Here is a 14,173-nt window from a genome sequence, read left to right as displayed (position 1 = left end):
CGCGACGTGGGTCGTCGGCTCCGGCGGCCGAGCCCGCGTCGGCCCGACCGCGGCGGCGTGCGCGGCGGCGGTCCGGCCCGCCCGGCCGCCCACGACCAACCCCTCCAGCAAGCTGTTCGACGCGAGCCTGTTGGCGCCGTGCATGCCGGTGCGGCCCACCTCACCGGCCGCGAAAAGCCCGGGCAGCCGGGTGCGGCCGGAGGTGTCGGTGATGACCCCGCCGCAGCTGTAGTGCGCGCCCGGCACGACGGGTATCGGCTGGCGCGTCGGGTCGACACCGACCGCACGGCACGCCGCGGTGACCGTGGGAAACCGCTTCTCGAAGCCCGAGATCGCCCGAGCGTCGAGGAAGACGCAGTGATCGCCGCTGGCCCTCAGCCGCGCATCGATCGCCGCGGCGACGACGTCGCGCGGCGCCAAGTCACCCATCGGGTGCACGCCTGCGGTCACCGAATTGCCTTGGCGGTCAATCAGTCTGGCGCCCTCGCCGCGCACCGCCTCGGTGATCAGCGGTCTGCGGCCCCTGGCGCGGCCGTCGAAGAGCATGGTGGGGTGGAACTGGATGAACTCGATGTCGCCTACCGGCACCCCCACCGACAGCGCCAGCGCGATCCCGTCACCGGTCGACCCGTCGGGGTTGGTGGTCGAGCTGTAGAGATGGCCGAGGCCGCCGGTGGCCAGAATCACGGTCGGCGCGTGCACGATGCCGACGCCGTCGTCGTTGGCGACCAGCACACCCGACACCCCGTCTGGGCCCGAAATGACTTGCTGTGCAACGTGATTGTGACGGATGTCGAGAATGCCCGCGGCTCGGTTCAGCGCCCGCTGCACCTCGGCGCCGGTCGCGTCGCCGTCGGCGTGGATGATGCGGCTGCGCGTGTGTCCGCCCTCGCGGGTCAGCGCCCAGCGGCCCGGGGCCGCCTCGTCGAAGCGGGCGCCGTCGGCGACCAGGGCGGCGACCGCGCGGTAGCCATCCGCGACGATCGAGCGCACCGCGTCGGGGTCACACAATCCCCCGCCGGCCGCAATGGTGTCCTGCACGTGTGCGTCGACGGAATCGTCGGAATCGGGCAGCACCACCGCTATTCCGCCTTGGGCGTAGTAGGTGGCGGTGACCCCATTGCTTTGGCTGGCCTTGCTCAGCACGATCACCGAGCTGCCACGCCGATGCGCGGCCAGCGCGGCGGCCAGTCCAGCGACCCCGGTGCCGATCACGACGACGTCGGCCCGGTCGTGCCAGGTGATCATTCCCCGCCGCCGGGTTGGCCGATCTCGATCATGCGCTGCACGCTGGCGCGGGCGCGCCGGGCAGTCTCGGGATCGACGTCCACCTCGTCGGCGCCGTCGGTGAGGCAGCGCAGCAGCGCGGCGGGCGTGATCATCTTCATGTACCTGCACGACGCCCGGTCGTTGACCGCGCGGAAGTCCACATCCGGTGCGGCCCTGCGCAATTGGTGCAGCATGCCGACCTCGGTGGCGACCAGGACCTGGCGGGCGTTCGTCGCGCGAGCCGCGTCGAGCATGCCGCCAGTGGACAGGATCTTGACGCGGTCGGCCGGAACCGCGCCCTCGCTGGCCAGATACAGCGCCGACGTCGCGCAGCCGCACTCGGGATGAACATACAACTCCGCTTCCGGATGGCTGCGCGCCTGACCGGCGAGCTCGTCGCCGTTGATACCCGCGTGCACATGGCATTCGCCCGCCCACACGTGCAGATTCTTGCGGCCGGTCATCCGTCGCACGTGCGCGCCGAGGAACTGGTCGGGGCAGAACAGCACCTCGCGCTCCGCGGGAATGGAGGCCACCACGTCCACGGCGTTGGCCGAGGTGCAGCAGATGTCGGTCTCCGCCTTGACCGCCGCGGTGGTGTTGACATACGACACCACGACCGCGTCGGGGTGCTCGTCCTTCCAGGCCCGCAACTCGTCGGCGGTGATCGAGTCGGCCAGCGAGCAGCCCGCCCGCTGGTCCGGGATGAGCACGGTCTTGCCGGGGCTGAGGATCTTGGCGGTCTCGGCCATGAAGTGCACGCCGCAGAACACGATCGTGTCCTCGGGCGCGTCGGCGGCGATGCGCGACAACGCCAGCGAATCGCCGACGTGGTCGGCGACGTCCTGGATGGCCGGGACCTGGTAGTTGTGCGCCAGCAGCGTCGCGCCGCGCAAGTCGGCGAGCCGACGGACCTCGGCCGCCCACTCGGCGTCACCGTCGACGCCGGTATAGCCGGCGGGGCCGTCGCTGATTCGGACGGCCACATCGTCTGCGATCACACGGTCTAGAACCGTCATGCTGGGCACCTCAATCCCAAAACAGGTTTTCGACTTATAATCGAAAACATGCCCCATGCTAGCACTGCCCATGAAGTGCTCGCCGTCGTGTTCCAGGTTCGGCAGCTTGATTCCCCGCAACCCGCGCTTAACGTGCTGTTATGGCAGCGTGCACGCGAGCCGGAGCGCGGCAAGTGGTCGCTGCCTGGTGGCCGGCTCGGCGACGACGAGGACCTGACCAGCTCCGTTCGTCGCCAGCTCGCCGAGAAAGTGGATCTGCGTGAGCTTGCTCACCTCGAACAGCTCGCCGTGTTCTCCGACCCGCACCGGGTGCCCGCAACGCGCACGATCGCATCGACGTTCTTGGGCGCGGTGCCCTCCCCCGCGACGCCGGCGCTGCCGCCGGACACCAGGTGGCATCCGGTCAACGCGCTGCCGGAGATGGCGTTCGACCACGGGCCGATGGTTGACCATGCGCGCACCCGGTTGGTGGCCAAGATGTCCTACACCAACATCGGTTTTGCCTTGGCACCAACGGAGTTCGCAATGTCGACGCTGCGCGACATCTACGGCGCCGCGCTGGGCTACCAGGTGGATGCGACGAACCTGCAGCGGGTGCTGACGCGCCGGGGTGTCATCATCCCAACCGGTACCATCGCCCGCTCCGGCCGCAGCGGCGGCCGGCCGGCGGCACTGTACCGCTTCACCGACTCGCGGTATCGCGTAACCGACGAATTCGCCGCGTTGCGACCACCCGGGTGAGTCGACTGGATTCTTAGTGCCTTCTTAAGTAACAATGCCCGTTGGCCACAAAGGAGTGTCAATGGACCCAGCCAGCCTCGCCCAGGCGACGACCGGTGCCGACTGGATCGGATATGTGCCGCACGAGGACATGCGGCGCAGCCGTCCCATATTGCCGCCGAACGACCCGTTCTACCGGCCGCCACCGGGCTTCCAGCACGCCAAACCCGGCACGGTGCTGCGCTCGCGCGACGTGGAGCTGGCGTTCTTGGGGCTCGTTCCGCAGTGCTTCGCCGCCGTCCAGCTGCTGTATCGGACCACCGACAAGGACGGCGTGCCTGAGGCGGCGGTCACCACGGTGCTGGTCCCGGCCGAACCCGACCCGCGCACCCCGTGCCCGGTGATGTCCTACCAGTGCGCGATCGACGCGGTGAGCGCGCGCTGCTTCCCGTCCTACGCCTTGCGTCGCGGCGCCCACGCCGTCGGCGCGCTGCCTCAGTTCGAGCTCCTGATGGTGGCGGCCGCGCTCGCCGAGGGCTGGGCGGTCTCGGTGCCCGACCACGAGGGCAGCAACGGCATGTGGGGCACGCCCTACGAGCCGGGCTACCGGGTTCTCGACGGCATCCGCGCCGCGGTGACTTCCGACCGGCTCGGCCTGTCCCCCTCGGCGCCGATCGGACTGTGGGGATACTCCGGGGGCGGGCTGGCCTCGGCGTGGGCCGCCGAGGTGAGCGCCTCCTATGCGCCGGACCTGAACATCGTCGGCGCGGTGCTGGGCTCGCCCGTGGGCGACCTCGGCAGTACGTTCCGCCGGCTGAACGGCACCTTCTTTTCCGGCCTGCCAGCGCTCGTGGTGGCCGCGCTGGCCCACGTCTACCCCGACCTCGACGCGGTGATCCAGCGCCATGCCACCGAGGAGGGCCGCGCCCTGCTCGACTCGCTGGAGAAGATGACGACCGTCGCCGCGGTGCTGCGGATGGCGGGCCGCAACATGGCCTCCTACGTCAATCGGCCACTCGAGGAAATCCTCGAAACCCCGGCTGTGCAACACGTTTTCGCCGACATCAAGCTCGGCACGACGATCCCCACCCCGCCGGTGCTGATCGTCCAGGCGGTCCACGACAAGATCGTCTCGGTCAACGACATCGACGAACTCGTGGACACCTACAGCTCCGGCGGCGCGGCCGTCACCTACCACCGCGACATGTTCAGCGAACACATACTGCTGCATCCGATGTCGGCTCCGATGACATTGCGCTGGCTGCGGGAACGATTCAACGGCCGACCGCTCGGCGAGCACCGGCTGCGGACGACGTGGCCAACGTTGTTCAACCCGTCGACGTATCGCGGGATGGCCGCGCTGATAACGATCGCCGCGAAGATCATCACTGGCAGAACGGTCGAGCGCCGGCCGCTGTCGAAGTTCGACAGGCCGAAGCCGGCCGAGGTTTAACCGGCTCAGCGGTGCAGCACCGCCCCGCCGCCCGATTCGGCGGTCGCCAGCGCCCTAGGACGCGAAGTACCGAGCTCGATGTCACCGCGATGGCGGCGCACCGTGGCTCACAATGTGAGGGTGAAGACAGCGATCTGCGACATGCTCGGCATCGACATCCCGCTGGTGGCGTTCAGCCACTGCCGCGACGTGGTCGCCGCCGTCACCAACGCCGGCGGGTTCGGCGTGCTCGGCGCGACGACGTACACCCCCGATCAGCTCGAGCAGGAGCTCGCCTGGATCGATGGCGAGGTACGCGGCAGGCCGTACGGCGTCGACATCATCGTGCCGGAGAAGTCGGTCGGCAAGGGTCAGCGGCTGACCTCCGAGCAGTTCGCCGAGATGATCCCGGCCGAGCACCGCACCTACATCGACGCAATCCTGAAGGACCACGGCATCGAGCCGGCGCCCCGGACCCGACCGCCGCGGGTGTCGGTGTCCGATGACGCCGGCGAGCGGCTGCTCGAGGTCTCGTTTGCGCACCCGATCAAGTTGATCGCCAATGCGCTTGGCGTACCGCCGAAGTCGATGCTGGAGGCCGGCAAGTCAGCCGGCGTTCCGGTTGCCGCGCTGGTGGGCGCCAAGGAGCACGCGATCAAGCAGGTGCAGGCCGGCGTCGACATCCTCGTCGTGGAGGGCACCGAGGCCGGCGGGCACTGCGGCGAGGTGACGACGCTGGTGCTGGTGCCCGAAGTCATTGAAGCCATCGAGCCGATACGGCCGGTGCCGGTGCTGGCCGCCGGCGGGATCGTCACCGGCCGGCAGATGGCCGCCGCGGTCGCGCTCGGTGCGGCGGGCGCGTGGACCGGATCGGTGTGGCTGACGACCGACGAGGCGGAGACCGCGCCGTACACCAAGGCGCGCATGCTGGCGGCCACCTCGCGCGACACCGTGCGTTCGACATGCCGTACCGGCAAGCCGACCCGGCAGCTGCGCTCGGACTGGACCGACGCGTGGGAATCCGCGGACGCCCCCGACCCGCTGCCGATGCCGCTGCAGTCGATGATCAGTGAGCCCGCGCTGCGCCGCATCGACGCGCTGGCCGGCCGGGGCGATGAGGGCGCGCGCGCGTTGGCGACCTATTGGGTCGGCCAGGGCGTCGGGCTGATGAACGCGGTCAAGCCGGCGAAACAAGTGGTCTACGAGTTCGCCGAGGACTATCTCGCGGCGGCCGAGCGGCTAGCCGGCAGTCTCGGGGACTGACGCGTCGACGCCAAGATCGTCGTGCGCCGACCCGGCCGCCAGCGCGGCATAGGTCAGCGCCGCCGCCACCGCCGGCACCAGCAGCGTCGCCAATACCTGCAGCGGGGCGTGGCCGAAGAACACCGTCGGCGCCTCGGTGACATAGTGCACGCGGTGCTCGGGCGAAATCGGCGCGCCCGCGACGTCGACCGCGCCGTACCGCAACCGCGCCAGCGCCGCACCGCCGGCCGTCGCGGCGCCCGCCCCGGCAATGCCGCCCAGCGTCAGCGCGATGACCATCCACGGGCCGCGTTGCCGTCGCCACTGCCACACCAGCACCGCCGTCACCACGGCCGCCGAGGTGAGCAGCCCGACCATGATCACCGCGGAGACGAAGAAGTGGTCGGCCTCGCTGCCGAGGTACACGTGCACCCGGTCGCCCTTTCTGGTCAGCGCGACCGCCCCGTGCACCGGCGGTGCCAGAACCGCCCACGCCGCGCCGATCAGCGCGCCCGCGACCGCCATCGCGACCACCACCGCCAGCAGTCGCCTCATCGCTTCACGTCCAAGTCCGTCGAATCCACCCGGCCGTGTCGCGAGCACTGCGCCCACCAACCGTCGGGCCGCACCTGTACGACCATGCGTCGCCCGCATTCGGCGCAGAACCGCGGCGGCTCCAGGCCGAGCCGCGCGGCGGTCGGCGTGTCGCCGCCTTCCGGTTCGCCGGTGTAGGCGTTGAACGTCGGCGTCATTCCTACAGCGTGCCTACAGCGTGGCGTTGAGCGCCTTGATGGGCATCTGGAGATCGTCGAGCAGCTCGAGGTCGGCCTCGGCCGGGCGGCCCAGCGTGGTGAGGTAGTTCCCGACGATCACGGCGTTGATGCCGCCGAGAATGCCCCGCTTGGCACCGAGGTCGCCGAGCGTGATCTCGCGGCCGCCGGCGAAGCGCAGCATCGTGCGCGGCAGCGCGAGCCGGAACGCGCCCACCGCCTTCAGCGCCTCCGACGCCGGCAACACGTCGAGGTCGCCGAACGGTGTTCCGGGGCGCGGGTTCAGGAAGTTCAGCGGCACCTCGTCGGGTTCGAGTTCGGCCAGGTTCGCCGCGAATTCGGCTCGCTGCTCGAGGGTTTCGCCCATGCCGAGGATGCCGCCGCAGCACACTTCCATGCCGGCGTCGCTGACCATCCGAAGCGTGTCCCAGCGTTCCTCCCACGTGTGGGTGGTCACCACGTTGGGGAAGAAGGACCGCGCGGTCTCGAGGTTGTGGTTGTAGCGGTGCACGCCCATCTCCGCGAGCTGCTTGACCTGCTGTCGGGTGAGCATGCCCAGCGAACAGGCGATCTGGATGTCGACCTCGTCGCGGATCGCCTCGATGCCCGCGGCGACCTGTGCCAGCAGCCGCTCGTCCGGGCCGCGCACCGCGGCGACGATGCAGAATTCGGTGGCTCCGGTCTTGGCCGTCTGCTTGGCCGCCTCGACAAGGCTCGCAACATCGAGCCACGCGCTGCGCACCGGCGACGAGAACAGGCCCGACTGGGAGCAGAAGTGGCAGTCCTCCGGACAGCCGCCGGTCTTCAGGCTGATGATGCCCTCGACCTCCACCTCCGGCCCGCACCAGCGCATCCGCACCTGGTGGGCCAGGGCCAGCAGCTCGTCGAGCCGGTGGTCGGGCAGCCGCAGCACGCGCAGCGTCTGGTCCTGGTCTAGGCCCTCGCCGCGGTCAAGCACCTGCTCGCGAGCCTGCGCCAGAATGTCGCTCACCCGTCGCCTCCTCAAACTTGAACGCCGTTCAGGTTAAGGTACGGGGCCAGGGTGAAGCGACCGGGAGGGGGCCAAGCCGCGTGCAGCTGCACAAACGGGACCTGGTCGATGCCGCCACCGCGATCCTGGACAACTACGGGATCGCCGACCTGACGATGCGCCGCTTGGCGCGTGAGCTCGACGTGTCTCCCGGCGCGCTGTACTGGCATTTCGGGAACAAGCAGCAGCTGCTCGGCGCGGTCGCCGACCGGATCCTGCAGCCCAGCGTCGAGGTGAATTCGGCGTGTCCGGCGGCGTGGCCCGATCGCGTCGCCACGCTATGCGAACGGCTGCGCGACGCGCTGCTGTCGCACACCGACGGCGCCGAACTGGTGTCGGCGAGTTTCGCCGCCGGGCAGTCGCGGGTGGCGGGCGAGATCCTCGCGCGGCTCGCCGACGCGGCAGCGGAGGCGGGCGTCGACCCCGGGCAGGCCGAGCTGGCCGCCCGCACGGTCCTGTACTACGTGCTGGGCTTCACCGTCGACGAGCAGTCCCGGCTGCAGTGGGACGCCGCCGGCGCGCAGATGCCGGACGGGCAGTCGGTGTTGTGCACCGATCCGAACCGGCGCTTCAGATTTGGGCTGCGGCTGCTGATCGACGGTATCGCCGCGCGCCGGTCGGCGCCGGCGCGCCGAAAGTGACGTTTTGCAGAGGAAGTGCGAGTACGGCCGGCAAAACGTCGGTCTCGGCGCACGGGTGTCAGCCGATCGGGTACTCGATGCGCTTGTTGCCGTCCCAGCGGCGCAACCCGACGATGTCGCCCTTGATCTCACGGGTCAGCTTGCGAACGGTCAGCGCCCGTGCGAGCTGCCCGGGCTCCACCCGCCGCGCCAATGTGACGTGCGGAGTCCATTGGCCGGCAAGGGTGTTCGGCGCCGGTCCGGGAGTCAGATAGGGCAGGCACACGCGCAGCGCCTCGGCTTGCACCGCGAGCAGTTCGGCCGACGCGACGACCAGCCGCACCAATACGAACGTCGAGCCACCGAACAGCATCGGCGCGCCGACCACGCAGCGCAGCGGCAACCGTCGGGTCACCGCGACGAGCGGCTCGTCGACGTCGGGCGCGACATCGTCGGCGACGATCATCGTGACGTGCGGCCGGCTGGTGAGCGCCGGGCTGCGCAGCCCCAACTCGGACAGTCGTTCCCACACCCGTCGAATCGCCGACTCGGTGTCCGGGTCGAAGAGCAACTCGACGGAGTGGACCATGTCAGCCGATCAGCCCCTTGACCCAATCCGGGTCGAACGCCGATGCGCTCATCGCGGCGAACTCTGCTCTGGTCAGCGTCCCGGCGCCGGCGGGCAACGCCGCGCGCAGCGGCGCCAGCCTAGAAAGCGCCTCCCGATTGGACTCCGCGACCGTGCCGGGCCGGGCCGGCCATCCGCCGATGACCAGGCCCGCGCATGAAAGACACTGTGTGGCAAGGGCTTCGATCGTCAGTGCGGTGTGGTTGAGTGTTCCGAGCTGCGCCGAGACCACCACAAGCACCGGTGCCGCCAGGTCGACGGCGAGGTCGCGCAGCGTCACACCGCGGGAGCCCAGCTCGACCAGCAGGCCGCCGGCGCCCTCGACGAGCGTCAGTTGTCCCGGGCGGTCCAGCCGGCGGATCGCGGTGACGAGTTGACGGCGCGTGGGCAACGGAAGACCGGCCCGTGCGGCGGCCGCCGCCGGCGCCAGCGGGTCGGGATAGCGCGCCACCGCGGCCAGCTCGGTGACACCGGCAAGCCGGCGCACGTCCGCCAGGTCATCGTCGCCGTCGGCGGTGCCGGTCTGCACCGGCTTGCACACCGCGACCTCAAGGCCCGCCGACAGCGCGCAGCCGGCCAGCGCGGCGGTCGCCACCGTCTTGCCGACGCCCGTGTCGGTGCCGGTGACGACGAGGACGCTCACGCGCGCGCCGTCAACACTTCCGTCAGCACGCGGCGCGCCAGGTCCAGCTCGTCGTCGCTGAGCGACGCCCGTGCGGTCAGCCGCAGCCGCGACGTGCCGGCCGGGACCGACGGCGGCCGGAAGCAGCCAACTCGCACACCGCGGTCCAGGCACGCGGTCGCCGCGGCCACCGCGGTCTCGGGCTGCCCGAGGATCACCGACACCACCGCCGACTCCGGTCGCTCGGCGACCCCGCAGCCGGCGGCCAGCGCGGCCGCGTTGCCCAACACCTTCGCGGGCAGGTCTGGCCGCGCGATCAGCAGGCGCAGTGCGGCCAGCGCCGCGCCGACCGCCGCCGGCGCCAGGCCGGTGTCGAAGATGAACGGCCGCGCCGCGTCGATCAGGTGATCCCGCACCGGCGCCGGCCCCAGCACCGCGCCGCCCTGGCTGCCCAGCGCCTTGGACATCGTCGTGGTCATCACCACATTCGGCGCCCCGGCCAGCCCGACCTCGTGCAGCAGGCCGCGCCCGCCGGTGCCCCGCACCCCGAACCCGTGCGCCTCGTCGACGATCATCAGCGCGCCGTGGCGGCGGCAGACGTCGTGCAACCGCAGCAGCGGAGCGAGCCGGCCGTCGGCGCTGAACACCGAGTCGGTGATCACGACCGCGCGCGGCTCGGTGCGGCCGGCCAAGGCGGCCTCGACGGCGCCGACGTCGCGGTGCGGGGCGACCACCACCCGGGCCCGCGACAGCCGGCACGCATCGACCAGCGATGCGTGGCTGTGCGCGTCGGACACCACCAGCGAACCGGCACCGGATAGCCCGGCGACCGCCGCGAGATTCGCGGTGTACCCCGACGAGAACACCAGCGCCGATTCGGCGCCGACGAATTCGGCCAGCGCGGTCTCGAACGCCTCGTGCAGCTCGGTGTTGCCGGTCACCAGCCGGGACCCCGTCGACCCGGCGCCCCAAACCCGCAGCGCGTCGACGCCGCCGTCGATCACGGCCGGATGCTGGGACAACCCGAGGTAGTCGTTGGACGCCAGGTCCAGTTCCGATGCGACGGCCGGACGCGGCCGAATGGATCGGCGCAGACCGGCGTGCCGGCGCTGCCGCTCGACCTCGTCGAGCCACGCCAATGGCGAAGCAATGCCGGTACCGCCGGCCCCCGCGAGGCGACCGGGGGAAAGCTGGGTCATCGCGCCCTACCCTAAGCGACCGGCCACGTTGACCATGGCCGAGGTGATCCGGTCGACCTCATCGGGGGTGCAGATGTAGGGCGGCATCGCGTAGACGAGATTGCGGAACGGCCGCAGCCACACGCCGTTGTCGAGCGCCGCGGGGGTCGCGACGGTCAGGTCGACCGGTCGATCCATCTCGATCACGCCGATCGCGCCGCGCACCCGAACGTCGGTGACCCCCGCCACCCTGCGCGCGCGCTGCAGACCCGAGCTCAGTCCCGCTTCGATCGCCCGCACCCGGCCGTGCCAGTCCTGGCCGAGCAACAGCTCCACGGAGGCCACCGCGACCGCACAGGCCAGCGGGTTGGCCATGAACGTGGGGCCGTGCATCAGAGCGCCGGGCTCGTGCGTGCCAATCGTGTCGGCGATCTCGCGGGTGCACAGCGTGGCGGCCAGCGTGATGTAGCCGCCGGTCATCGCCTTGCCGACGCACATGATGTCGGGGGTCACGCCGGCGTGGTCGGCGGCGAACAACGCGCCGGTACGGCCGAAACCGGTGGCGATCTCGTCGAAGATCAGCAGTACATCGTGGCGGCGGCAGGCGTCGCGAAGGTCGACCAGATACCGGGGGTCGTGAAACCGCATGCCGCCCGCGCCCTGCACCACCGGCTCAACCACCACGGCCGCCAGCTGGCCGGCGTGCTCGGCCAGCTGCTTTTCGAACGCGGCGCCGTACTGGGGGTCATAGTCGGTCGGAACCTGCGGCGCGAACACCTGACGGGCCAGCACGTCGGTCCACAGCGCGTGCATGCCGCCCTCGGGGTCGCAAATGCTCATCGGCGTGAACGTGTCGCCGTGGTAGCCACCCCGCCACGTCATCAAGCGGTGTTTGGCGGGGCGGCCGAGGCTGCGCCAGTACTGCAGCGCCATCTTGACCGCGACCTCCACCGACACCGAGCCGGAGTCGGAGAAGAAGACCGTCTCGAGCCCGTCGGGGGTGATCTGCACCAGCAGCTGCGCCAGCCGGGCGGCCGGTGCGTGCGTGAGGCCGCCGAACATCACGTGGTTCATCGTGGCGAGCTGGTCGGTGATCGCCGCGTCCAGCGCCGGATGGCCGTGACCGTGAATAGCGGTCCACCACGAGCTCATCGCGTCGAGCACGTCGGTCGGTCGGCCGTCGCGGATCACTGTCAGGCGGGCGCCGTGCGCGCCGACGGCCACGACGGGCGACACGGCGTCGGCGCCGATCTTGCCGTAGGGGTGCCAGACGTGGGCGGAATCGATCGCGCTGATTTCCGCGGGGGTCAAGGCAAACACGGCAAATGAGCCTAATGCAGCAGCAATGTCCGGACCGTTAATCATTTGCTCAGGTGCCCCGAAAGCGCGTGCCGCGGCAGGTGTCGGCACATCGCCTTCGGTACATTGAGGTGCGATCATGATTACGCTCACCCCGACCAGGCCGGCGCCATCGACCGCTTCGGCGCCCGCCCCGGCGGCCATCAACGGCTCCCGGGACTCGGGGTCCTACCGACACGATCTGGACGGTCTGCGCGGCATCGCGATCGCGCTCGTCGCGATGTTTCACGTGTGGTTTGGTCGGGTTTCGGGCGGCGTCGACGTCTTTTTGGTGCTGTCGGGATTCTTCTTCGGCGGCCGGATGGTGCGCGCCGCGCTGAACCCCAGCGCGTCGTTGTCACCGCGCCCGGAGCTGATCCGGCTGGTTCGCCGGCTGCTTCCGGCGCTCGTCATGGTGCTTGCTGCGTCGGCCCTGCTGACCATTGTGGTGCAGCCGGAGACACGCTGGGAAACGTTTGCTGATCAAAGTCTGGCAAGCCTGGGCTATTACCAGAATTGGGAATTGGCGAACACCGCGGCAAGCTATTTGAAGGCCGGCGAGGCGGTCAGCCCGCTGCAGCACATCTGGTCGATGTCGGTGCAGGGTCAGTTCTATGTCGCCTTCCTGATGCTCATCGTCGGATTTGCCGCGGTGTCTCGCCGCGTTCTTGGCAAATACATGCGCATTTCACTTGTGCTGCTGTTGACGGCGATGACGGTCGGGTCGTTCGTGTTCGCGATATTTGCTCAGCAGGCCAATCAGGCCACCGCCTACTACAACAGTTTCGGCCGGGCGTGGGAGTTGTTGGTCGGCGCGCTGATCGGCGCGCTGATCCCGTACATCGGCTGGCCGATGTGGCTGCGAACCGCGCTTGCGACGCTTGGGCTGGCCGCGATCGTGTCGTGCGGCGCGCTGATCGACGGGGTGCGCGAGTTCCCCGGACCGTGGGCGCTGGTGCCGGTCGGCGCGACGGTGTTGTTGATCCTGTCCGCCGCCAACCGGCAATCCGATCCGCGCCTGCGCGACCGGATGCCGGTGCCCAACCGGCTGCTGGCCAGCCGGCCATTCGTCGCGCTCGGTGCGCTGGCGTACTCGCTGTACCTGTGGCATTGGCCGGTACTGATCTTCTGGCTGTCCGCCACCGGGCGAGCCCACGCCAAACTCGTCGACGGCGCCCTGGTGCTGCTGCTGTCGGGCGGGCTGGCGTACCTCACCAACCGGTACGTCGAGAAACCGCTGCGCTATCGCGCCGCCTCGAGCACCGCGCCCGCCCGCACGGTGCCGTTGCGGGTGCGGTTCCGCCGCCCCACGATTGTGATCGGCTCGGCGGTCGCGCTGCTTGGCGTGACGTTGACGGCGACGTCGTTCACCTGGCGCGAGCACGTGATCGTGCTGCGCGCCAACGGCAACGAGCTGGCGGGGCTGAGCGCGCGCGACTACCCGGGTGCGCGCGCGTTGATTGAGCACGCGAAGGTGCCCATGCTGCCGATGCGGCCCACCGTGCTGGAAGCCAAGAAGGACCTGCCCGAGACCACCACGGACGGCTGCATCAGCGACTTCGGCGACATGTCGATCCGCAACTGCGAGTACGGCGACAAGACCGCCGCCCGCACCATCGCGCTGGCCGGCGGCTCGCATGCCGAACACTGGATCACCGCGCTGGACCTGCTGGGCCGGCTGCACCATTTCAAGGTCATCACCTACCTGAAGATGGGCTGCCCGCTGTCGACCGAGGAGATCCCGATCATCGTCGGCGACAACCTTCCCTACCCGCAGTGCCGCAACTGGGTGCACGACGTGATGGCGAGGCTTGTGACGGACCATCCGGATTATGTGTTCACCAACAGCACCCGTCCGCGTTACTATCCCCAGCCCGGCGACGTGATGCCAGACAGCTATGTGGGCATCTGGGATATCTTGTCGCGCAACATGATCGGCATTCTCGGCATGCGTGACACGCCGTGGATGACGCGTGACGGCCGCCCGAACCAACCCGCCGACTGCCTGGCCGAAGGGGGCAACGCGACCTCCTGCGGGATGAAGCGCACCGATGTGCTCGACGACCACAACCCGACTCTGGACATCGTTGCGCACTATCCGTTGCTGAAACCACTGGACATGACCGAAGCGGTGTGCCGCACGGACATCTGTCGCGTCGTCGAAGGAAACGTGTTGATATATCACGATTCCCACCACCTGTCCGCCACCTATGTGCGCAGCATGGCACCCGAGCTCGGCCGACAGATCGCCGCGGCGACCGGCTGGTGGTGACAGCTCGCGCGGCCCGAGCGGGCCGCCGATAAG

The 14,173-nt window shown here is 69.9% G+C and carries 14 protein-coding genes; 5 read left to right on the top strand and 9 right to left on the bottom strand.

Annotated elements, in window-relative coordinates:
• Both VE759_RS15720 and nadA read right to left on the bottom strand, forming a co-directional pair.
• Positions 1-1,248: L-aspartate oxidase (locus VE759_RS15720; protein ID WP_324934049.1), on the bottom strand; the 1,248-nt coding region annotated here is incomplete at its 3' end.
• Positions 1,245-2,288, bottom strand: a complete 1,044-nt coding sequence (nadA, locus tag VE759_RS15715; protein WP_324934047.1) for a quinolinate synthase NadA — start codon at positions 2,286-2,288, stop codon at positions 1,245-1,247. The genes nadA and VE759_RS15720, both read right to left, overlap by 4 nt.
• 48 nt (positions 2,289-2,336) lie before the next feature.
• On the opposite strand from nadA, the gene VE759_RS15710 reads away from it, so the two are divergent.
• From VE759_RS15710 to VE759_RS15700, 3 genes are all read left to right on the top strand, one after another.
• Complete coding sequence (locus VE759_RS15710; protein ID WP_324934046.1) at positions 2,337-3,029, top strand: NUDIX hydrolase; 693 nt, start codon at positions 2,337-2,339, stop codon at positions 3,027-3,029.
• A 61-nt stretch (positions 3,030-3,090) separates the two neighbouring features.
• Positions 3,091-4,461 carry a lipase family protein gene (locus VE759_RS15705; protein WP_324934045.1) on the top strand — a complete coding sequence of 457 codons (1,371 nt, stop codon included), beginning with the start codon at positions 3,091-3,093 and terminating at the stop codon, positions 4,459-4,461.
• 120 nt (positions 4,462-4,581) lie between these two features.
• Positions 4,582-5,703, top strand: coding sequence for a nitronate monooxygenase family protein (locus VE759_RS15700; RefSeq protein ID WP_324934043.1), 1,122 nt, complete (start codon positions 4,582-4,584; stop codon positions 5,701-5,703).
• Here VE759_RS15700 and VE759_RS15695 read toward each other — a convergent pair.
• The 3 genes from VE759_RS15695 to bioB are packed head-to-tail and all read right to left on the bottom strand — an operon-like array spanning position 5,680 to position 7,443.
• Positions 5,680-6,237: a DUF2567 domain-containing protein gene (locus VE759_RS15695; protein WP_324934041.1), complete on the bottom strand. Its 558-nt coding sequence runs from the start codon at positions 6,235-6,237 to the stop codon at positions 5,680-5,682. The two genes, VE759_RS15700 and VE759_RS15695, sit on opposite strands and share 24 nt — an antisense overlap.
• Entirely contained in the window at positions 6,234-6,434 is a 201-nt protein-coding gene (locus VE759_RS15690; RefSeq protein ID WP_324934039.1) for a hypothetical protein, read from the bottom strand. Before VE759_RS15690 ends, VE759_RS15695 begins: the two co-directional genes overlap by 4 nt.
• 13 nt (positions 6,435-6,447) lie before the next feature.
• Complete coding sequence (gene bioB, locus VE759_RS15685) at positions 6,448-7,443, bottom strand: biotin synthase BioB (RefSeq protein ID WP_324934038.1); 996 nt, start codon at positions 7,441-7,443, stop codon at positions 6,448-6,450.
• A gap of 80 nt (positions 7,444-7,523) precedes the next feature.
• On the opposite strand from bioB, the gene VE759_RS15680 reads away from it, so the two are divergent.
• Positions 7,524-8,123: a TetR family transcriptional regulator gene (locus VE759_RS15680; RefSeq protein ID WP_324934036.1), complete on the top strand. Its 600-nt coding sequence runs from the start codon at positions 7,524-7,526 to the stop codon at positions 8,121-8,123.
• A 58-nt stretch (positions 8,124-8,181) separates the two neighbouring features.
• Here the strand turns inward: VE759_RS15680 and VE759_RS15675 are convergent, their stop codons facing one another.
• From VE759_RS15675 to VE759_RS15660, 4 genes are read right to left on the bottom strand one after another with little or no spacing between them, the layout of a single operon-like run.
• Complete coding sequence (locus tag VE759_RS15675) at positions 8,182-8,691, bottom strand: 2'-5' RNA ligase family protein (protein WP_324934034.1); 510 nt, start codon at positions 8,689-8,691, stop codon at positions 8,182-8,184.
• Between the two features lies 1 nt (position 8,692).
• Positions 8,693-9,373 (bottom strand): dethiobiotin synthase, encoded by a 681-nt coding sequence (gene bioD, locus VE759_RS15670; RefSeq protein ID WP_324934032.1) that lies wholly within the window; start codon positions 9,371-9,373, stop codon positions 8,693-8,695.
• Positions 9,370-10,551 (bottom strand): 8-amino-7-oxononanoate synthase, encoded by a 1,182-nt coding sequence (locus tag VE759_RS15665; protein WP_324934030.1) that lies wholly within the window; start codon positions 10,549-10,551, stop codon positions 9,370-9,372. The genes bioD and VE759_RS15665 overlap by 4 nt, the downstream gene beginning before the upstream one ends.
• 6 nt (positions 10,552-10,557) lie before the next feature.
• Positions 10,558-11,877 (bottom strand): adenosylmethionine--8-amino-7-oxononanoate transaminase, encoded by a 1,320-nt coding sequence (locus VE759_RS15660; protein WP_414687931.1) that lies wholly within the window; start codon positions 11,875-11,877, stop codon positions 10,558-10,560.
• A 91-nt stretch (positions 11,878-11,968) separates the two neighbouring features.
• Here VE759_RS15660 and VE759_RS15655 point away from each other — a divergent pair, with 91 nt between their 5' ends.
• The gene (locus VE759_RS15655) at positions 11,969-14,140 is read left to right on the top strand and encodes an acyltransferase family protein (RefSeq protein ID WP_324934026.1); all 2,172 of its coding nucleotides are present in this window, start codon (positions 11,969-11,971) and stop codon (positions 14,138-14,140) included.
• Positions 14,141-14,173: the final 33 nt, after the last annotated feature.

This window comes from Mycobacterium sp. (assembly GCF_035640695.1).
Classification (GTDB): Bacteria; Actinomycetota; Actinomycetes; order Mycobacteriales; family Mycobacteriaceae; genus Mycobacterium.
Note: the sequence above shows the minus strand (reverse complement) of the source record. Positions and strands in the feature narration are given on the sequence as shown.